General features: G+C 55.2%; 19 protein-coding genes and 1 pseudogene. 15 read left to right on the plus strand and 5 right to left on the minus strand.

The features are described from left to right. Positions 1-34: 34 nt before the first annotated feature. The gene (locus tag FHS18_RS17275; protein ID WP_246427715.1) at positions 35-2,419 is read left to right on the plus strand and encodes a polysaccharide lyase 8 family protein; all 2,385 of its coding nucleotides are present in this window, start codon (positions 35-37) and stop codon (positions 2,417-2,419) included. A 152-nt stretch (positions 2,420-2,571) separates the two neighbouring features. Here FHS18_RS17275 and FHS18_RS17280 read toward each other — a convergent pair whose 3' ends face one another. Continuing rightward, positions 2,572-4,284: a cellulase family glycosylhydrolase gene (locus FHS18_RS17280; RefSeq protein WP_183601329.1), complete on the minus strand. Its 1,713-nt coding sequence runs from the start codon at positions 4,282-4,284 to the stop codon at positions 2,572-2,574. A 376-nt stretch (positions 4,285-4,660) separates the two neighbouring features. Between FHS18_RS17280 and FHS18_RS17285 the strand changes: the two genes are divergently transcribed. From FHS18_RS17285 to FHS18_RS17350, 14 genes are all read left to right on the plus strand, one after another. Further along, positions 4,661-5,503: a metallophosphoesterase family protein gene (locus tag FHS18_RS17285; RefSeq protein ID WP_183601330.1), complete on the plus strand. Its 843-nt coding sequence runs from the start codon at positions 4,661-4,663 to the stop codon at positions 5,501-5,503. Positions 5,504-5,511: 8 nt separating this feature from the next. Next, positions 5,512-6,141, plus strand: coding sequence for a glycerol-3-phosphate responsive antiterminator (locus FHS18_RS17290; RefSeq protein WP_183601331.1), 630 nt, complete (start codon positions 5,512-5,514; stop codon positions 6,139-6,141). A 221-nt stretch (positions 6,142-6,362) separates the two neighbouring features. Beyond that, complete coding sequence (locus FHS18_RS17295) at positions 6,363-7,718, plus strand: ABC transporter substrate-binding protein (RefSeq protein WP_183601332.1); 1,356 nt, start codon at positions 6,363-6,365, stop codon at positions 7,716-7,718. Between the two features lie 119 nt (positions 7,719-7,837). Then, complete coding sequence (locus FHS18_RS17300; RefSeq protein WP_183601333.1) at positions 7,838-8,752, plus strand: HAD family hydrolase; 915 nt, start codon at positions 7,838-7,840, stop codon at positions 8,750-8,752. Beyond that, positions 8,712-9,782: an ABC transporter ATP-binding protein gene (locus tag FHS18_RS17305; protein WP_183601334.1), complete on the plus strand. Its 1,071-nt coding sequence runs from the start codon at positions 8,712-8,714 to the stop codon at positions 9,780-9,782. Before FHS18_RS17300 ends, FHS18_RS17305 begins: the two co-directional genes overlap by 41 nt. Before the next feature lies 1 nt (position 9,783). Further along, positions 9,784-10,656 (plus strand): carbohydrate ABC transporter permease, encoded by an 873-nt coding sequence (locus tag FHS18_RS17310; protein ID WP_183601335.1) that lies wholly within the window; start codon positions 9,784-9,786, stop codon positions 10,654-10,656. 153 nt (positions 10,657-10,809) lie between these two features. Beyond that, positions 10,810-11,592 carry a carbohydrate ABC transporter permease gene (locus FHS18_RS17315; RefSeq protein ID WP_246427735.1) on the plus strand — a complete coding sequence of 261 codons (783 nt, stop codon included), beginning with the start codon at positions 10,810-10,812 and terminating at the stop codon, positions 11,590-11,592. Between the two features lie 25 nt (positions 11,593-11,617). Further along, positions 11,618-12,361, plus strand: coding sequence for a glycerophosphodiester phosphodiesterase (locus FHS18_RS17320; protein WP_183601336.1), 744 nt, complete (start codon positions 11,618-11,620; stop codon positions 12,359-12,361). A gap of 3 nt (positions 12,362-12,364) precedes the next feature. Continuing rightward, positions 12,365-13,228: a glycerophosphodiester phosphodiesterase family protein gene (locus FHS18_RS17325; protein ID WP_183601337.1), complete on the plus strand. Its 864-nt coding sequence runs from the start codon at positions 12,365-12,367 to the stop codon at positions 13,226-13,228. Positions 13,229-13,389: 161 nt separating this feature from the next. Then, complete coding sequence (locus FHS18_RS17330; protein WP_246427716.1) at positions 13,390-14,388, plus strand: zinc-binding dehydrogenase; 999 nt, start codon at positions 13,390-13,392, stop codon at positions 14,386-14,388. Positions 14,389-14,535: 147 nt separating this feature from the next. Beyond that, entirely contained in the window at positions 14,536-15,087 is a 552-nt protein-coding gene (locus FHS18_RS17335) for an IS1096 element passenger TnpR family protein (protein ID WP_183601338.1), read from the plus strand. Next, the gene (locus FHS18_RS17340; protein WP_183601339.1) at positions 15,084-16,097 is read left to right on the plus strand and encodes a DUF7309 domain-containing protein; all 1,014 of its coding nucleotides are present in this window, start codon (positions 15,084-15,086) and stop codon (positions 16,095-16,097) included. The genes FHS18_RS17335 and FHS18_RS17340 overlap by 4 nt, the downstream gene beginning before the upstream one ends. A gap of 165 nt (positions 16,098-16,262) precedes the next feature. Further along, positions 16,263-16,562: a hypothetical protein gene (locus tag FHS18_RS17345; RefSeq protein ID WP_183601340.1), complete on the plus strand. Its 300-nt coding sequence runs from the start codon at positions 16,263-16,265 to the stop codon at positions 16,560-16,562. A 19-nt stretch (positions 16,563-16,581) separates the two neighbouring features. Next, a complete protein-coding gene (locus tag FHS18_RS17350; RefSeq protein WP_183601341.1) occupies positions 16,582-16,746 on the plus strand; it encodes a hypothetical protein in 165 nt (54 codons plus the stop codon). Between the two features lie 13 nt (positions 16,747-16,759). On the opposite strand, the pseudogene FHS18_RS17355 reads toward FHS18_RS17350, so the two are convergent. The 4 genes and pseudogenes from FHS18_RS17355 to FHS18_RS17370 all read right to left on the minus strand — a co-directional run. Beyond that, a pseudogene (locus tag FHS18_RS17355) lies at positions 16,760-17,005 on the minus strand (transposase); the annotation flags it as partial. Between the two features lie 270 nt (positions 17,006-17,275). Then, positions 17,276-18,019, minus strand: a complete 744-nt coding sequence (locus FHS18_RS17360) for a response regulator transcription factor (RefSeq protein ID WP_246427738.1) — start codon at positions 18,017-18,019, stop codon at positions 17,276-17,278. A gap of 29 nt (positions 18,020-18,048) precedes the next feature. Beyond that, positions 18,049-19,878 carry a sensor histidine kinase gene (locus FHS18_RS17365; protein ID WP_183601342.1) on the minus strand — a complete coding sequence of 610 codons (1,830 nt, stop codon included), beginning with the start codon at positions 19,876-19,878 and terminating at the stop codon, positions 18,049-18,051. 232 nt (positions 19,879-20,110) lie between these two features. Continuing rightward, the gene (locus FHS18_RS17370; protein ID WP_183601343.1) at positions 20,111-21,154 is read right to left on the minus strand and encodes a TRAP transporter substrate-binding protein; all 1,044 of its coding nucleotides are present in this window, start codon (positions 21,152-21,154) and stop codon (positions 20,111-20,113) included. Positions 21,155-21,193: the final 39 nt, after the last annotated feature.

Consider the following 21,193-nt stretch of genomic DNA (forward strand, 5'->3'; position numbering starts at 1 on the left):
CAATAACAGGTCCATAATCATGAGGGAGAGGGATATGATGAACCTTCGCGTTAGACGTACGCTTACGGGTTGCCTCCTAGTCATCATGATGGTCACATCGGCATTGTCGCTTCAAGTACCGTCCGCGCAAGCGGCGGATGAATACGATGCTTTGCGGACCAAATGGAAGGAGCTGCTGATCGGCGGCGCCTATAGCGCGTCAGACCCGGACATTGCAGCCCAGATCTCGGCGATCACGAGTACGGCGAATTCGTACTGGTCGAGCATGGATTCGAGCGCGGGGCGCACCTATCTATGGAGCGATCTGAACGCATGGAGCGCCTCCGCTACGATGACGAGCACTTACTCGCGCCTGTACAGCATGTCCGTCGCGTATGCGACAACCGGCTCCTCGCTCTACGGCAATGCTTCGCTGCTGGCGGATCTTCTTGGCGCGATCGACTGGATGGCCGCGAACAAATACAATGCAAGCAAGACCCAATCGGACAATTGGTGGGATTGGCAGATCGGGACGCCGCAGGCGCTGAGCAATCTGCTCGTGCTGCTCTATGATTCGCTCAACGCGTCACAATTGACGAGCTACGTGAACGTTATCGACAAGTTCGTCGCCGACCCGACGAAACGTTACAATTCCACGGTGACGGAGACGGGCGCTAACCGGACGGATAAGGCTCAGGTCGTCATTGTACGCGGCATGCTGGAGAAGAGCGGGACGAAGATCGCGCAAGGCCGGGATGCGCTTAGCCAAGTGTTCCTGTACGTAACGAGCGGTGACGGATTCTACGCGGGCGGATCGTTCATCCAGCACACCAATATCGCTTACAACGGGAGCTATGGCAGGGTACTGATTGCCGGATTATCCAAGCAGCTGTATCTGCTGGATGCTTCCAGCTGGGAAGTGACGGATGCCAATGCGGCTAACGTGTACAACTGGGTGAACGATTCATTCCGGCCGTTGATCTACAAAGGAGCCATGATGGATATGGTGCGGGGCAGGGCGATCGCCCGCGAAGCGCAGCAAGATCACGCCATGGGCCGCGACGTGATCGCGTCTCTGGCTCGTCTTGCGCTCGCAGCCCCTGCCACGGATCAAAGCTCCATACAGAGTATGGTAAAAGCGTGGGTTCAGCAGGATACGAGCTTCGCGAGCTACTACAGCGGACTGCCGATTGCGGATATCGTGAACATGAAGGCAATCATGGCGAATAGCGCAATTGCGCCGGCTAGTGCGCCGACCCGGAATCTGGTCTACAATTCCATGGCGCGGGCCGTGCATCTCCAGCCGGGCTTCGGCTTCGGTCTGAGCCTGTTCTCAAGTCGCATTGGACGGTATGAAGCGGGCAACGGCGAGAATCAGCGCGGCTGGCATACGGGCGAGGGGATGACCTATCTCTACAATAACGACCTGACCCAGTACAGCGACGGCTATTGGGCGACCGTCAACCCTTATCGGCTGGCGGGGATCACCGTGGATCCGCTTGCCTTGACGGATGCGCAAGGCAGCGCAAGCGTTTCGACATACAACTTCGTCGGCGGAGTGTCGAACGAGACGAACGGCGTTGCCGGCATGAGGTTCACCGGCCTTGGCGTCGATCTGAACGGACGCAAATCGTGGTTTATGCTCGGGGACAAAATCGTGGCGCTCGGCAGCAGCATCGCCAGCACCTCCGGCCGCGCGATCGAGACGATCGTCGAGAACCGGAAGCTGAATGCAAGCGGCAGCAACACGCTCACCGTGGGCGGGACCGCGAAGTCCTCGTCGATCGGATGGTCCGAGACGATGATCGGCGTAAGCTGGGCGCATCTCCAAGGCAGCGTAAGCGGCTCGGATATCGGCTACTATTTCCCGGGAACCTCCACGGTAGCGGGCTTGCGTGAGTCCCGCGGCGGTTCCTGGAGCCAGGTCAACACCAGCGGCTCGACGAGCAGCATCACGCGTTCCTATCTCAGCCTGGCGATTCCGCATGGCACGAGTCCGACGAATGCGACGTATGCCTATGTGCTGCTTCCGAACCGGACGGCCAGCCAGACGGCCGCTTATGCCGCAAACTCGGATATCGCCGTCCTGGAGAATTCGGATACTGCCCAGGCGGTTAGCGACGCGGCCACTGGGACAGTCGGCGTGAACTTCTGGCTGAATGCCTCGAAGACGATCTCCGTCGGAGGCGCGGCTTATCTCATCAGCGACAAACAAGCGTCCGTGCTCGTCACGGAGACGAGCTCGCAGATCAAGATCGTCGTGAGCGATCCGACGCAGACGAACGCAGGCAGTATCAATCTGGAGCTGAAGAAGATCGCCGCCAGTCTTGCATCGGCAAGCTCCGGCATTACCGTCTCGCAGCTGAGCCCGAGCATTAAGCTTGCCGTCAATGTGAACGGCGCGAAGGGCAAGACATTTAAGGTGGTATTGAATAAATAGAAGTCGCGGAGCGAAGCGGGCAACAGCCTCAGCTTCGCTTTTTGTATCTCGTCGCGGCTTGCTTTTGTGACCGCCCCAACGAATAAAGGCTGAACAGGAAACCCCGTTCAGCCTTTGCTTTCCTAGCATGGTTGACCTCGAACCCACAGGATCTAGGAAGCAGAACCCGTTACACTCGTGCCGCTCTTCGTAATCGTGTAGGTGATAACCTCGCCGCTCCAGAAGTGCAGCTTCAGATGGACGACGCCATCGTTTACTTCATTGAAGAAGTTCTGCGGCAGTGCGATGAGACCGCCCTCGTAGTCAGGATTAAAGGCGTAACCGAATTCCTTATAAGACGTCCAGTTCTGCGGGCCGGCGCTGCTGCCGTCCGCGTAGACCGCTTCCATCGTCGCAAGACGGTCACCGTTGAAGCTGGTCGGAATCGCGAAGCTGGCTGTCGTGCCTTGCGCGTCCTGTACCGTCGGCGTCGTGTACGTGATGACGTCGAAAGTCCAATCCGCGCCTTGGCTGAATTGAGCCGTCAGCACGGCATTTTCACCGAGTTTGCCATTTGCGGTCAGCTGCTTGAGCAGGCTGGCTTTGAATGTGAGCGTGTCACCGGCGATCACGTAGTCCTTGCCTTGCTTCAGCTTGTCTTTGCCTGCGCGAATGCTCTTTAGCTTCGCTCCGTTTAATTGAAGCTTGACGGTTGCGTCCTGGATGACTGCGCCTTGCTTCAGATAGATCAGGTCGCTCTCGGCTGTAGCGGAACGCTCCTTCCAGCTGGCTTTCATCAGGTTGTACAGCTGCGGATCCTTCCACGTCAAGTTCAACCGGTCGAAGTGCTGGCCGTTATCCCACAGCATATGCGTAATGTTTTTCTCATTCAAATAGTGGAGGAGGAATTCAAAATACTTAAGCTTCTCGCCTTGCTCGATCGTGCCGGTGTGCTTGTCGAACCCGAGCAGGCCGAACTCGCCCAGAATGACCGGAATGCCTTTGGCTACGAACGTATCGTAGACGCGGTCGAACGTATCCGTAAGATCCTTCTGCGTCTGTTCCTCGAAGCGGGTGAAACCGGCGATGTTGACGCTGAATGGCCAGAAGCCATAATAGTGAACCGTGGCAATCAGATTCGGGTCGTTCAACGCTTCCATCGTGCCGTAGAGCTGGTCGAGACGGTCTTGGTTGGCGTTCGTCTCGAGCGTCGGCAGCACAAGCGGCCGAACGTCATTCTTCCCGCCGGATGTCCGCACGATGTGATGGAAGGATGTATTCAACTCTGCAAGATGGTTGAAGAAATCAGCCGAATCTTCGCCCCAGCCGCTGCTGAACCGCGGCTCGTTGATGCTCTCGAACGACAGCTTGATCGAGTGGTTTTTGAACCGTTCCGCGATTTGCGTCCACGCAGCGTTATAACGGGCGAGCACCTCATCGTGCTCGGAGCCCATATTCGTCACCCAGAGCCAAGAATCGTGATGCAGGTTGATCATGACGTAGAGACCTTCATCCAAGGCCCAGTCCACGACCTCTTCGACCCGATCCATGAAAGCAGGATCGATCGCGTAATCCGGACCGCTTCCCATATGCTGCTGCCAGGTGACCGGGATACGAATGCTGTTAAAGCCTTGCTTGGCGATGGCTTTAATTTGCTGTTTCGTGACGCGCGGGTTGCCCCAGGACGTCTCGTCGGCGCCCGTGGCGTCGAATGTGTTGCCAAGGTTCCAGCCCGGCTGCATGGCAGCTACGTACGATTCGATGCTGCTCGCGCTCCCTTTCTGCTCCTGGCTGCCGGAGGCGAAAGCCGCCGCGGGGGAGAGGAGTGAGAGAACGAGTAAAACCGTGAGAATGAGCATGCTGTGTGGCTTGCGAATCAAAGTCATGGTACCAAATTCCTCCCTTGTTGAAAATCGCTTGCACAGCAATGTGTAAGCGTTAACAACTGAAAATATAGCATAGGCAATTTATCCCTAATACCCCACTAATTGCGTTGTAATTCATAGGACAATTAGAGACCCTAAGGCAGCAAAGTTGATCTTGGATAAAAACCGAATGACATCTTGCAAAAACATGCCGTTCTATATTTTATCCCGTTAAATATTGAAGGGCTGACTTCATTTCCTTCCAGAGTAAATTCCACAGAATCCCCATACCCCCAATATTTACAAAACCTACTCACTTCGCTAACGAAACGACAACAGTTCCCCGGTAACATAGACGGTGGACAGACCATTCGTGAATGCGGGAGGAGAGAAACAGATGAAATTGGTGCTTATGGGAGATTTGCATTACCACGAGGTTGAGGAATCGATCCAAGGGTGGCGTGAAGCGCGGGCGGCTTTCTATGAGGCATTGCTGGAGCGGTTTCTGGTGCTGGATGCGGATTTCCATATTTCGCTCGGAGATTTGACGAACTATGGCACGACCGGTGAGCTGACGGAAGTATTCGAGCTGCTGCGCCGCAAAGAACGCAATTTCATCCATGTGCTCGGCAATCATGACCTTTATGCCCAGACACGCCGGGAAGTATTGGAGATAACGGGCGGCAAGCGTTACCACGCCATCGAAACGGATGAAGTTACACTCGTCTTCCTGGATACGGCCAAAGAAATGGATCACGCGGATTGGGGCGGCTGGCTCGATGACGAACAGCTCCAATGGCTCGAAGAGGTCGTTCAAGCTTCCGGCTCCAAGCCGATGTTGGTCTTCGGCCACCATCCGGTTCACCAGACCACGACTCGTTCGGAACGGGACAAAGGGTCGATCCACCCTAGCATCGACATGTGGCGTATTCTCCGTCAAAAAGAAGGCGTCGGCGTCTATTTCAACGGCCATACGCATGTGGAGTCGATCGTGCAGCAGGAGAACTGGACGTTCGTGCAGCTGCCTTGCTGCCTCGACCAGCACAGCTTCCGCGTCGTTGAATTGAGCGAGCAGGAGATTCGCGTTACGGCCGTCGATTACGACGATGAGCAGCTTACGGTACATGCCCCGACACTGCACGGCCATATGCCGCATTTCTCGCACACGCCGAATGCGCGCGGGCAAGCGAATGAGCGGGAATGCGTCATTCCTTGTCTCACGGCACTCAATCCCCAATGAGCAAGCAGATGAAGCAACACCCTAGCCAGAGCATGTTCACGCAACGGCTAGCCGCCAATCGGGTCATCGCTTCGATCAAGGAGCCCAAGCATATCGAGCTAGCGCTGCGCCACAAGCATCTGCTGAGCGGCGTCTTCCTGCTGACGGGCCATATCGGCGTGCTGAAAGGGTATGTCGATCTGTTCAACGAGCATCAGCTGCCGGTCTTCCTCCACCTCGAGAAAATCGGGGGATTGAGCACCGACCAGTACGGACTCGATTTCATCGCCAAAACGATCAAGCCGACAGGCATCATAACGACCAAGACGAGCGTCGTCCGCAACGCGAAGAAGATGGGGCTGATTACGATTCAGCGCTTCTTCTTGGTCGACTCGGAGGGTCTCGATAATATTGCCAAGAGCTTATGCCAATCCGAGCCGGATATCGTCGAGCTGATGCCAGCCCGTATTCCGGAGATGATCGAGAAGGTGAAGAGCTTCACGAATCTGCCGATCATTACCGGCGGGCTGCTGTACGAAGTCTCGCATGCGCAGCGATGCTTGAGCTATGGCGCAACGGCGATATCGGCCTCCAAGCCGGAGTTGTGGACGGCGGTGCAGCAGATCCAGTCAAGCATCCCGATCAAGCAGATGGCATAAGGCAAATCGTTAACGTCCGAATTTAGATAATCTTAGCATTGCGGAAACACTCCTTTAATAGTTGTCCTTTACTATCAGTGGTGACAAGTAAATAACCAATCAAGGTTGGAGTTCACGGAGAAACCTGATCGGGCTGTTAGCGCTTGCGCTGCAGTTCTGATTCAGGTTTCTTTTTGCTGTGCGACAAACCTTAATTCGAGAAAAAGGTGGAGGACGTTAAGATGAACAAGAAGCTTATGGCAGTAACGCTGCCGGTACTTATGTCCATGACATTGGCGGCATGTGGAGGCGGCAACACGGCGACCAATAACGCCGGTACGAACAGCGGCAACAATGCTGAGCCGGCAAGCGCCGCGGCAGGCAATACAGCGAAGACGGAAGCGCCAGCGGAGAAGATTACGATCCATTACTGGTACGCGTTCGGCGGCAAAATCGAAGAAGCGAAACAGGCGCTGGTCAAGAAATTCAACGAATCGCAAGATCGTATCGAAGTTATCGCCGAAACCCAAGGCGGCTATGACGATCTGCATGCGAAGGTCCAGGCGGCGTTCGCGGCCGGGAATGAGCCGGCAATCAGCGATTTGGAAATCGCGTCGACAGGCGTATTCGCCCGTTCCGGCATGCTGCAGGATCTGACCGAGCTCGCCGCACGCGACAACGACACGTTGAAGCTCGAAGATTTCAACCCGGGCCTGATGGGGAATGCATACGTGGACGAGAAGCTGTACGGCCTTCCGTTCATGCGCAGTACGCCGATTCTGTACAAGAACGTGACGATGCTCAAGGATGCAGGCCTTGATCCGGCCGGTCCTAAGACATGGGATGAACTGGAGCAATACAGCAAGACGTTGAAGGAGAAAGGGAAAGTCGGCATGACGATGCCGGCAGATATTTGGTTCTACGAAGGACTGGTCGCGCAAAGCGGCGGCACGATGTTGAGCGAAGACGGCAAGACGGCGGCATTCAACTCGCCGGAAGGCGTAGCTCCGGTGGAATTCTGGAAGAAGATGGCGTCCGAAGGGCTGATCAAAATCCCGGTCGGCGACGAAGCCGGCGCCACTGCGGACAAAGATTGGGCGAACCAGCTGTCAGCGTTCAAATTCGGTTCGACGGCAGGTGTCTCGGGCAGCCTCGAGATCGCGAAAGGCAACAATTTCGAGATGGACGCATCCTTCATGCCGGCGAACGTCAGTTACGGCGTACCGACAGGCGGCTGCCAGCTCGTTATTACGTCGAAGCTGAGCGACGAGGAGAAAGAAGCGGCGTGGGAATTCCTGAAATTCATGACGACGGCGGAAAGCACGATCTACCAGCATAAGTATGTCGGCTATTTGCCAACTCGCCTCTCCGCGCTCGAATCGCCGGAACTGCAAGAGCACTTCAAGCAGTACCCGCAGTACAAAGTCGCAGTCGACCAGCTGGAATATGCAAGACCGCGCCCAATGGAGACGGCGTACCCGGAAGTGGCGAGCATTGTGAAGACGGCTATCGAGAAAGCCATTATCGATCCGAAAGTAACGCCGCAAGACGCGCTTAACGAAGCGGCCGAGAAAGCGAATAAGCTGCTCGGAAAGTAATCGACTGCTAGCGGGCAAGACAACGATTCACCTATTGGCGGGTCCTCCATGTTGCAGTCCGGCGACGGTACGCACCAACGATGGCCCGCCCAACATAACAAAAGAACGGGGGTGCTTCAATGCAGCCGAACAACTGGCTGTCCGATCTCAAGGTGATTATATTCGATATGGACGGCACCCTATATCAGGATCATACGTTCATGGAGCGCTACATTCGTTATTTGTTGGCCGATACGGAAGCGGAAGCGCATATGGAATCCGCCGTTGCGCTAGGAACGGACATCTTATCCGGCAGCCATCCTGTGCAATGCGGCCATTTCTATCACGTGGATGAAGACGTTGTTCTCGTGCGCGAGACGGGGCGCTTCATTCAAGCCCTGAACTGGGAAGGGAATGTCGTGCCGATCGCTTCCGGGCTCGCCGATGCTGGGGCAGATGAATCCGTCATGATGAAGCAGCTGGTTCCTTTCGGAGATCCATGGGGGGTCGCAGCGGTCATCGGACGCCGCTACAAGCTCCCGGAACGCAAGAGGCAGGAGGCTTTCGAACGGGTACGCCGTGAAATGGTGCAAGAGCCGTACCGATTCGCCTACAGCAGCAGCCTGTTCGAAGCGCTCGCAGCTTTGACGGCGGTGGATAAGAAAATCGTCATGACGAATACGTACCTGGAATCGGGCCTCGAGTTTCTTCATTATATGCAGATCTATCCGCTGTTCGATGAGGTGTACTGCGGAGCCGAGAAGCCGGACGGGATCGCCAAGTATATGACAGAGCTCCTGGCGCAAGGGTATAAGCCTGAGCAGATTCTGTCCGTAGGGGATAATCCATGGAATGATCTGGAGCCGGTTCGTCAGCTTGGCGGCCGCACGTGCCTGATCTCTCCATACGCCAGCGCCGAGTCTTCGAAGTGGGATATCCGTTTAACCGAGCTGGATGAGCTGGAGCATCTGCTTCGTCTGACCCAGCAAGCCATAACAAGGAAGGTGTCTGACGATGGCCACAATCGAGCTTATCAATATCAGCAAGAAGTATAAGGACGAGACGATCATTGCCGATCTGAACCTGACGATCAAAGACGGCTCCTTCACCGTTCTCGTGGGACCGAGCGGCTGCGGCAAGTCGACGACGCTGCGCATGATCGCGGGCTTGGAGCAAATCACGGGCGGCGAGATCCGCATCGACGGCAAGCGTGTCAACGAGACGGCCCCCGGACACCGGGACGTTGCGATGGTGTTCCAGAATTACGCGCTCTATCCGACGATGACCGTACGCGGCAATATCGAGTTCGGGCTGAAGAACCGGGGAATAGCCAAACGCGAACGGGATACGCTCGTAGCCGACATCGCCGAGATCGTGGGCCTTGCGCCGCTGCTCGACCGGAAGCCTCAGCAGCTCTCGGGCGGCCAGCGCCAACGGGTAGCGCTTGCCCGCGCGATGGTGAAGAAGCCGAAGGTGTTCATCCTCGACGAGCCGCTCTCCAATCTCGATGCGAAGCTGCGCAACCAAATGCGGACGGAGCTGATTCAGCTGCATAAGCGCCTCGGCACGACGTTCGTATACGTCACGCATGATCAGGTGGAAGCGATGTCGATGGGCGACGAGATCGTCGTCATGAACAAAGGCCTCATTCAACAGGCGGACTCGCCGATGAACCTGTACTACGACCCGGCCAATCTGTTCACCGCTCAATTCATCGGCACGCCGGCCATGAATGTGCTCGACACGCGCGATGTGAGCGGACTTATGCTTCAGAGCGAGAGCACGGTCAGCCATATCGGCTTCCGGCCGGAGCGGGCGCAGATTGAAGCGGGCCAGCAGTTGGACGGCTTCCGGATCTCGGGCGAAGTGATGACCCGCGAGAGCTTGGGCGCGGAGAACATCTATCAGATCAAGGCCGCCAGCGGCGTATTCTTCGTGAAAACGTTCCTCGAGCCGCTCTATGAAGCGCCTGCCTTGAGCGTCGTTGTTCCGTACGAGCAGCTGTACTGCTTCGGTCCCGACGGCAAACGCCTCGCCGGCGTGAAAGTCCAGGAGCGGCAGCTCGCCATGGCTGGAGGCGTGTAACATGACGGTCTGGGAGAAGCTGCGTCCATACGGCATGGTTGCGCCGTCCATCGTTATTTTCTCGATGTTCTTCATCTATCCGATTTTCTACATGATCTACTTAAGTTTCTACGACTGGAATTTCATCAGTCCGACCAAGACGTTCGTAGGCCTGCAGAATTTCAAGGATTTGCTGCTGGATGAGGATTTCCGCAAGGTCCTGTCCAACACGACGGTCTACACGCTATTGACGGTCACGCTTACGACCGTCCTGTCCTTGCTGCTTGCGCTGTGGCTGAATCGGAAAGGCTTCTTCCACGCTTTCGTGCAAGGGGCCATCTTCAGCCCGCATATTATATCGCTCGTATCGATCTCGCTCTTGTGGAGCTGGCTCATGGACCCGGAATACGGGCTGCTGAACTGGGTTATCGGCCTGTTCGGTTTCGATAAGCTGCAATGGCTGTCCCATCCGGGAACAGCGCTCGTATCGCTCGTCATTGTCGCGGTATGGAAGGGGCTCGGCTACAACACGCTCGTCTTTATCGCCGGGCTCCAAAGCATTCCATCCGACATCTTCGAAGCGGCCGCACTCGATCAATCCAAGCCGTGGACGACGTTCCGCCGCATCATTCTGCCGATGCTGTCGCCGACGATCTTCTTCCTCGTCATCATCAACATGATCGGTTCGTTCCAAGTGTTCGAGACGATCGCGATCATGACGCAGGGCGGTCCGGTCAATTCGACGAACACGCTGGTCTATTACATCTACGAGAACGGCTTCCGCTTCTTCAAGATCGGCTACGCTTCCGCTGCGGGCGTCATTCTGCTCGCCATTGTCGGCGCCCTGACGATCATCTATTTCCGGCTGTTGTCGAGCCGCGTCCATTACCGTTAGAAAGAGGTGCACCCTTTGAAAGCAACCAAATCTGGCCTCCTCGTGGAAACCGGCGATGCGGCGCTGACTCGCGGCATGGAAGGAAGCCGGGGCAACCGGATCTCCCTCATTCGGGCCGGCCGCGCCGCGCTGCGCGTGCTCAATTGGCTCTGCATGCTGCTGCTCGTGCTCGTCTTCGCGCTGCCGTTCGGATGGATGATCTCGACGTCGCTGAAGACGATGCCCGAGACGATGATTTTCCCGCCCGAATGGATTCCGAAGCAGCCCGTCTGGCAGAACTATGCCGATGCGTGGAATACCGGACCGTTCCTACGGTATTTCATGAACAGCGTCATTATTGCGATCGGCATTCTGATCTGTCAGGCGCTGACGATCATCCCGGCCGCGTATGCGTTCGCCCGTTATCAGTTCATCGGCTCGAAGCTGCTCTTCAGCGTCGTCATGGTGACGCTCATGATTCCGGCCCAGCTCATCTTCCTGCCGGTCTACCTGGAGCTGAGCGCCTTGAAGCTGCTGAATACGCATCTTGGACTCATTCTTCCCTTTGCCTCGAGCGCCTTCGGTATCTTCCTGCTGCGCCAGGGGTTCATGCAAGTCCCCGAGGAATTGATCGAAGCCGCCCGTCTCGATCAGGCCAAGGAATGGAAAATCATCGCGAAACTTATGGTACCGATGGTGAAGCCGGTGCTCATCACGTTTGCCCTGTTCAGCTTCATCGCGCATTGGAACGATTATTTTTGGCCGCTCGTCATGACGACGAACGAAACCGCCCGTACGCTGCCGCTCGGGATCGCGAAGATCCGCGAGGTGGAAGGCGTGGCCACTTGGAACACGCTGATGGCAGGCAATCTCATTCTCGTGGCGCCGATTCTCGTCGTGTTCTTCTTCTCGCAGCGCCACATTATCCGCGCCTTCGTCTATAGCGGCGTCAAATAATACCATTCGAAAGGTTGGATGAACGATGACGATTATTGTTGCACACCGAGGATGTTCGGGAGCTGCTCCCGAGAATACGATGGCGGCCTTCGAACTGGCCTTGCAAGAGCCTGCGATTACATATATTGAGCTGGATGTGCATCTGACGGCCGATGGCGTTCCCGTCGTCATACATGACCACACGCTGAACCGGACCACGACTGGAACGGGTCCTGTAGGCGCGATGACGTTCGAAGCGCTTCAGCAACTGGATGCCGGCAGCTGGTACTCGCCTGATTTTGCCGGGGAGCGCGTTCCTTCGCTTGAAGAAGTGCTGCAGCTGTGCAAAGGCAAGAAGCGCCTGGCGGTTGAGCTCAAGACAATGGGCGAGTACGGCAAGGGCGTGGAGGAGAAGGTCATTTCGCTGATCCAGCAATACGGGATGCAAGATGAGATCGTCCTCTCCTCGTTCGATCACGATTCAATGAAGCTGGCCCATGAGATCGACCCTTCCATCACGACGGGGCTGATCGTGTTCGGCAAGCCGACGCTGCTAGTGGAACAGCTTGCTCACACCGGCGCGACAAGCGTATCGCTTCATCACGCCTTCCTGACGCCTGAGCTGTTGGAACAGATGAACGAAGCGGGCATCGATATCGGCGTATGGACCGTCGACGAGCCGGAAATGCTGCAGCGAATTGTAAGCCGTTATCCGGACCTGAGGATTACGACGAATTATCCGGACCGGCTGCTTCAGGTGATCGGCGCTGAACCGGCTGCCACGCGATAAACGGTGGCCCGTAGCATATTGCCGATCAAGCGGATGCCGCTGGTGCGTGCGGGGGCTGCATGGCTTGCGGCTGCTGCCGCCGTCCTTATCCTGACTTCGTTCATGCTCCCGCCGCGTATTGCCGACTCAATCGCAATAGTGGCCCATCGCGGGGCGTCCGCTTACGCGCCGGAGAATACGATGGCCGCGTTCGAGCTGGCCGCCGAGATGCAGGCCGATTACATTGAGCTAGACGTGCACATGAGCAAGGACGGCGAGCTTGTCGTCATCCATGATGAAGCATTGGCACGAACGACGGATGGGGAAGGGCTTGTTAAAGATCACACTTGGGAAGAGCTCCGGCAACTGGATGCCGGCGGCAAGTTCGATCCGGTGTATCGGGGCGAGCCGATTCCGCTGCTGCGGGAAGTGTTGGCGCGTTACGCGGGGCGAATCGGAATCTTGATCGAGCTGAAATCTCCGGCCCAATATCCGGGGCTGGAGGAAAAGCTGGCGGAGCTCATCGAGGAGACCGTGCAGGGGCAACCGTCGGATAGTTCCGCGACGCCGATCATGGTGCAGTCGTTCGACCTTGGGTCGATCCAACGTCTTGCCAAGCGGCTTCCCGATATTCCGCGGGCGGCGCTCATTGGCACCGGGGATCAACCTCTGCTTACCGATACGCAACTTTCGGACATCGCCGCCTATGCGGACTACATCAATTACAATTATGAGTTTCTGGATTGGGAACTCGTCGATAGAATACATGCTTACGACCGTAAGGTGATGGCGTGGACCCTCCGGGATTCGCAAGACAGCGAACGTATCTCGAGGATTGGCGTGGACGGCATTATTACGGATTATCCGGTGTGGGCATATGAGAGGTAGCAGATAGACTATGGCCGTGATGACTCTTGGCTATAGTCTATTTGCTATTTACTATTGGCTGTTCGCTGCCGGATGCCGATCGATTCGAGAGATTGGAGAAAGATTAGCAGACAAGCTATACTAACGGTACAAGAGAATTCCGTTCTAGAGGAGGAACCGATATGGAAAACGCTACGATGCAAGCGGTCGTGCTTGACCGCCCAGGTACGCCTGACACGATGAGGCTGACAGAACTTCCGATCCCGGAGCCGGGACCAGGCGAGATTCGCATTCGCGTCCGTGCCGCTTCGCTTAACCCGGTGGATTACAAGGTTGCGGCAGGGGGCCATCCGAATTGGACCTACCCGTTCGTCCCCGGCGTCGACGCGGCGGGCGTGGTGGATGCCGTTGGAGATGGCGTCAGCGAATGGAAGGCGGGAGACCGCGTCGTCTACCACGGCGACCTATCGAAGCCAGGCGGGTTCGCGGAATATGCGATCACGACGGCACATACGGCAGCCGCTATTCCCGAAGGTCTATCGTTCGAGTCAGCTGCGTCATTCCCGTGCGCGGGTCTTACCGCTTATCAGGCGCTCGTACGCAAAATGCGGCTTGTCAGCGGACAGTCGATCTTCATCCATGCCGGCGCAGGCGGCGTGGGCGGTTATGCGATCCAGCTGGCCCGCGTGCTTGGCGCTTCGCAGATTGTGACCAGCGCATCGCCGGGCAACTTCGACTACGTGCGCAGCTTGGGCGCGGACGCCGTAATCGACTATCATACGGAGAACGTCCATGACCGGATCATGGCGCTGACGAACGGCCGCGGCGTGGATTGCATCCTTAATACGATCAACCGCAAGACGGCTCAGGAAGACTTGTCCTTGCTTGCATTCGGCGGTCAGCTCACTTGCATTGCGGGAGCGCCGGAAGTCGTCGCCGATTTCCAACCGAGCTGGAAAACCTTCACGGTCCATAAGCTGATGCTCGGCGGCGCCCATGGTTCGGGGGATCGTTCCGCGCAGGAAGATCTGGCACGCATGGCCGATGAGATAATGGCACTCCTGCTGAATGGGAGCGTCGATCCGATGATCAGCGAGACGATCCAGCTGGATCAGGTGCCCGAAGCGCTGATGAGATTATCGCAACGTCATGTCCGTGGCAAGATTGTCGTGACGCCGTAACGCCATCTGGCGTGCAATCTAACTTTCATATGTAAATAAGACTGAGGGGGCTTTGGACAGAGTCCGAGGCGGCCTTTTTTGCAATTGTTCCTATTGCTAATGTCGATCACGGTTAATAGAGGGTAGTGCGAGAATCGGAGGTGTATCATGCAAGCCAAAGTGTTCAGAGTCGAGACATTCTACTACCATGATGAAGTCGGGCGCCCCAGTCGTGAAATTGCCGTCCCAACCGATGCGACCCTGCACGATCTGGCCGATGCGATTTTGAAAAGTTTTAATTTCGATAACGATCATCTCTTCGGTTTCTATAACAACGTGAAGAAATGGACGCGTTCCAAGACCCGCTATGAATTGAGTTCTGACGGACCTTATGGAGAGGATTGTCCAGGTGTGAAACATACCCTGGTATCCGAAGCGTTCCCTGCGCGAAAAAGGCGGATGCTGTTCCTGTTCGATTACAGCCGTGATTGGCGTTTTGTTGTACAATACTTAGATGTGATCGAGTTGCCTGACGACCATCCCCTGCCATCGGTACTGGCAAGTATCGGTGATGCCCCGTTCCAATACGAGAACATGAGGGACTGGGAAGATTACTTCGACGACGGAGAAGACGAGGACGAGAATGCGGAAGAGGAAGGTGACGATGAGGCAGAATCGCAGAACCTACTATTGAAGAATCAGGAGAGAACCCAAACATGAAGCCATCGATAGAACAATGGCAAGCGCTTTATGAAGCGGCCGCAGCGTTCAAGCGCGCACAATGCTGGAATTATTTGTCGAACAGTCATGTGGTCGGCGTAAAGAATCCATGGACCGGCGAAATCGGATACTGTTGCGTGATGGGCGGCGGCGGAGAATTGTACGGTATGGCCGTATATTTAGGTTCTGAAGGATATTCGATATTGACCGATATGCTGGCTGGTGTCGGCAGCGACCCGATGTTTGCCCAGCACTGCTTGATGCTCTCCTTCGATAGCCGGGATGAGCTGCATCCTGACGAATACAAGCGGATTAAGGAACTCGGACTCAAATTCAGAGGGGCTCAAGCATGGCCGACCTTCCGTTTGTATGAGCCGGGTTTCATGCCATGGCCAATCGAGACAACGGAACAGGCGCGGTACTTGACCCTAGTGATCGAGCAAGTCATGGACCTGGTGGACGCCTATAAGAATAACATGGATGAGCTGATCGTCGGAGAAAGAGATGAAGTGCTCACCCGCATTCCGACCGGAACCTATCCGAATCTGACATGGTCCGAAGAATGGATTATGCCTGAGCCGACTGGGTCCTCGAAGGAGATCATTTCCGTCACCGTCGACGAGCTATGGATAGCCAAAACGAAAAAAACGCTGAAAGGGGTAACCGGCGTATGGGAAATTGACTGCCCCTTCGTCCCTATGCCGATAAAAGAAGACGGGAAGCCATACTATCCCATGGCAGGGCTTATCGTTGACCAGCAAACAGGGCAGGTGCTGCAGTTCGGCCTCAGCAAGAAAACGGATGCTTATATCGGGGTTGCCGATAAGCTGCTGTCGCTTATTGATCAGTTTCAGGTCGTCCCTTCCCAGGTGTGGCTGGCCGATCGCGAATTGTTCTTCTATCTCGGACACCTCCTGTCCAATTTTGGTATCGAGGCGATCCTAACCGATGAATTGCCGACCTTGGAGGAAGCAAGAGAGGGTATATTCAGGCATCTCGGCGTTTATTAGGAGCAGGTACTCCTGGTGTGATACCGTTTTCATTATGTTTCATCAATAAATGCTATCAAGTACATCAAATTAATTAATAGAACATCCGCGTTTTGGATGTTCTATTTTTGTTTGGTTATCGTTTATAATTAAAACACTAAATAAACCAGAATTAGGTGATCATATATGACAATATGGCATCATATTAAGCTGTGCGAGACGATCGAATACGGCGTTAATGAGGAAGGTTACGAATATTGGGAAGCGGAGATTCAAGATTGGAATGAGAAGAGTAAGGAAGCGACCGATCTCGTAGCCATCCGTCTAGTCTACAATGACGATAACGAGCAATTAACGACCGACGTGGAATATCTCGTTGCCCACGCGCAAGAAGAGGCGAATGCGGCCCAACTGGTCGAAGAGGCCAAGCAAATTTTGCTGCTGCGCGCACGCGCAGAGCTGGGAACCGACGTCGAACTAGCTTAATGATGAAGGAGAGCGCCTCATGAGATGCGGATCCCGATGCTTCTCCGTCACCTTCGAAGTCGACGGGGATCAACAGTTCAAATCAGTCACAGCCCGATCATCCGTGGATGCCCGCAAGATGATTCGGCAAGCATACGGCGAGAGCGCTCGCATCGTTTCTGTCAAAGAAGAGAAGAAAACGTAACGAGACCGTCTCAAAACAAATGCTCCAGTTGGACGTAGTTTTGTTCGGCGAGAAACTGAAGCACGGCCGTAAAGACGGTTTCGAGCACATCTTTCATAAGCTCGGAACGAAAGCGATTAATGGTACGAAAGTCTGGGCGCTGCCTAGCAGAAAGCCACATGAACATGATGTTCTCGCGTACAGCCTTTGCAGTTTGGCGAGAAGAGTAGATGCGCTGTGTGAAAGCATAAATGAGGACTTCCATGAGCATTATGGGGTGTTAGCTGTCCCGGGTGAAAACCAAAACGAAGCAGGTCGAATGATTCTGAAGAAGCGTCAGCGTCCGCCTTTGTGAGGGGATTCCCACCTTAGCTGATTCATTCAAGGAATCCCCGAACAACAGCGGTCGAAAGAACATTCGAATGCGAAGTGAGTTCAGTAAACCACAAAAGATAAAGGGGGTGTCCCGCTGTCATCTTCGATGAATGGGACGCCCTCTTATTTATTTCGGTGCGCCAATTCGGCGGTGCCGGCTTCCAGCCAGGGGAGATCATGTACGCTTCCTGAACTCCGAAGGGGTCATCCCCGTAATCCGTTTGTAGGTGTTGCTGAAGTACGCCAGATCGGAATATCCGACACGCTGCGCAACCTCCGTAATTCGGAGCGTCGTATGGGACAAGAGATGCTTGGCTTTCTCCATGCGCTGCTCCTGCACGTAATCGATGAAGTTGATTTTCATCTGCTGCTTGAACAATTGGCTCAAGTACGACGGGTTCAAATGAACCTTAACAGCCACCTCTTGCAAGGTAATATCGCCCGGCAAGGCGGCATGAATGTACCGGACAGCCTGCTGGATCGGGGATTCCGGTCCGTCTTCCGTCGCTGACGATGGCGCAGATTCCTCCGCTTTGTCCTGTGATCTGCGCGCCTGGATGGTTTCCAGACATTTGCGCATATCCTCCACTTCGACGGGCTTAAGCAGATAGTCCGCAGCTTGCGCGCGCAACGCGGACTGGACGTACTGAAAATCGTCGTAGCCGCTGATCATGACGACTTCCGGCGGGTTGTGCCGTTCACGCAGCTGTTTCACCAGCGTCAGACCGTCCATCACCGGCATCTTCACGTCCGTCATCACGACATCGGCATGATGGTACTCCAACCAATCCAACGCTTCGAGCCCATTCGCGCATTCCTTCACGACTTCATACGGATATTCGCTGCGCTCGATGACCTTCCGCAAGGCGGTTCGCACCCAACGTTCATCGTCGACAAGCAATATGCTGGACATCGGCATCACCTGGCAACCTCCTTCTCATCGCTTCGTCATCCTCGGTTCGAACCATGTACGCCAGGCAGCCGCATTGTTACGCGGGTTCCCTCTCCTAATACGCTATCGATATCAATCCCATAAGCCTCTCCGAATAGATGAACAATGCGTCTGTGAACATTCGCAAGACCGATGTGGCTGCCGGTATGCACTGCATCTTCATGCAGCAGGCTGTTCTGAATGGACATCAGCTTCTCTGGCGGGATGCCGCTTCCCGTATCCTCGACGACAAGGCGCCAGAATCCTTCCGCATCGGAGTGGGCAGCAATATGAATGCGGCTCATGCCGCTTCCGGACTCCGATCCGTGCACGACGCAATTCTCCACGATCGGCTGGAGCGTGAATTTGGCAATACGCTCATCCCGGAACTGCTCCGGAATCGAGAACGAATAGACGAGCCGGTCCTCGAACCGGTATTTCATAATGCGCAGATACATTTCGCAAATGTCCAGTTCCTCCCGCAAGGTGACGCAAGGCGAGGGATTGCGCAGATTGTACCGCAATAGGCGGGCCAAGGAAGAAGCCATATTGGAGATATCGTCCATCCCTTGCTCAAGCGCCATACCGCGGATCGTCTCCAGCGAATTGTATAAGAAGTGCGGATTGATCTGGGCGAGCAGCATCTTCAGCTCCATTTCTTTCTGCTGCAGCGTCATCTCGGTCTCTTTCAACTTGGAAAAATAGATCTGTTCCAGCAGCTCGTTCAAATTCTGCACCATCTTGTTGAAGCCGTGGGTCAAGAGGCCAAGCTCATCGCGGGAGGTGACCACCGCTTTGCTCGTAAAATCGCCCGTCTCGACCCGCTTCATGAGCCGCTGCAGCTGGCGGACAGGCTTAATGATGCTGGAAGCCAATCCGATCCCGAGGCAGTAGGCGACGCCAAGGGTGATGGCGATGGACCATAGAATGGTCCGCCCGATATAACCGATGCCGTCCGTCAGCTCGCGATAGGGGACTGCGGTTACAAGCGTCCATCCCAGGAAGGAAGAGTGGCTGAACGTGAGGAATTTCGAGCCATGGCTCGAAGTTAAGATCGATCCGCTCTCCATGGCCTCAATGTCGTCCAACCCGTCGAACTGCGCAGACTGCCCGAGCTTCGTCAATTGGGGATGATAGACATAATGGCCTTGCGAATCCAGGATGAACATATAACCGGTCTTGCCGATCGTGACAAGGTCGGCGATCTCTTGAAAGCGCTTGTAATTGATGTCGATAATAAGCATGCCGATCGGGGTAAGCGTCTGCGGACTGACTAACCGTTTCACGATAGAGATGACCGGTTCCGTGCTGTCCCGCCACTTAATCTCGCGGCTGACGAGCATAGGCTCACCGCTTGCCGGCGCCAACTGATACCAATATTCATCCATTAATGGGGCGAGCGGTTCGATGCTGTCGTCGCCCCGCAGATCGAGAATGAGAACATCGCTCAGGAACACGCTGATATTGGAGATGTCGGAACGAGAGTAGGCGGAATCCCGAAGAAGCTGCATGATCGGCTGACGGATCTGGGACTGCTCCACCTCCTCGAGGCTGTTCATCTTCAGGAATTTGCCCATATCCGGATTGTTGATGATCTTCAGCGAAATAATCTCGATATCCCGGACGTAATGCTCCACATGGGATTTGACCTGTTCGATGATCTGCCAGCTGTATTCCCTTGCTTCGTTCTGCAGGACGCTGGACGAACGTTGATAAGAGATGATGCCGACGATGAGCATCGGGATGATGACCAGCACGGCGGAGAATACGAGAAGCCTTGTGCCTAAGGAATGATTCCGCAGAAACACGGTTTGCATGAACGAGTAGCGTGCCTTGCTCCACGACATGGACGGATACACTCCTTTGCGAATGCGTAACGGCTTAGTAGGGGGGTATAGGATCATTATGCATCGGCAGGTGGACATCCGGCAACGAATTGCGGAGCAAAAGCTTGCTCTTCCTATAGTAAGGCAGACCGCTGACTGCTGCCTTCCTGGTCTTGCTTCCATGAATGCAAACCAATGCGCATAGAGGGAGGCATGTGAGCCTCCCTCTAAGTCGTATGCGAATCGCGCCCGATTATTTTGTCTTCGCGTTCTCGATGGCTGCAAGTACGTCCTTGTAATCGGCGCGGTACTTCTCGATCATCGGCTTGACCGCTTCCTGCCAAGGCGCAAGGTCGCCCACTTCCGTAACGGTAACGCCTGCCGCCCGGACTTGATCCTCCGCGTCCTTCTCGAATTTCTTCCATTGCTCCCGCTGGTAAGGAATCGATTCGACAGCGGCCTCTTTAATGGCTTGCTTATCGGCATCCGACAGCTTATCCCAAGTCACTTGGCTGACCATGAGCACTTCCGGTACGCGCTGGTGGCCATCGACGATGATATGCTTGGCCTGCTCGTAATGCTTGGAGGTGAAGTAACTTGGCCAGTTATTCTCGGCACCGTCGATGACACCTGTCTGGAGGGCATTGAATACATCCCCATAAGGCATCGGCGTCGCGCTGGCCCCGAGCGCAGACATCAAGTCGATATTGACCTTGTTCTGGATGACGCGGATTTTCATGCCCTTCAGATCGTCCATGCTGGTAACCGGCTTACGGGTGTAGAAGCTGCGAGCGCCTGAGTCATAGTAGGCAAGCCCCATGAATTTGGAATCGCTCAAGTCTTCCAGCATCTTCTGGGCTTCCGGCCCGTTCAGGAAATTCCACTCATGCTCTTCATTGTCGAAAATATAAGGCAGGCTGAATACGCCGAATGCCTGGTTGAACTCCGCCAGCGGACCCGTACTGACGCGCGTGAACTCGATCGCGCCCAGCTGCACCTGTTCAATGACCGCCTTCTCTTCTCCCAGCTGGGCGGAAGGGAATACTTCGATCTTGATTCGGCCGTCGGTCTTCTGGCTGACGAGCTCGGCGAACTTTTTGTCCCCCAGCGTTGTCGGATAATCGGCAGGATGAGACTCGGCCAGACGGAACGTATAGGTCGGCTTCTGTTCTTCTCCGGCTCCGGATGCTTCCGTATTCGCGTTCGTATCGGAATTGTCGCTGCTACAACCTGCTAGCATCGCGCTAGTAATAAGAACGGCCGCTAGAACCCCCGTTAATCGTTTCTTCGACATCATGATCATTCCTCTCAATCCGATTTAATGGATCTTCGTTAC

The organism is Paenibacillus phyllosphaerae, assembly GCF_014192105.1.
GTDB lineage: Bacteria > Bacillota > Bacilli > Paenibacillales > Paenibacillaceae > Paenibacillus_Z > Paenibacillus_Z phyllosphaerae.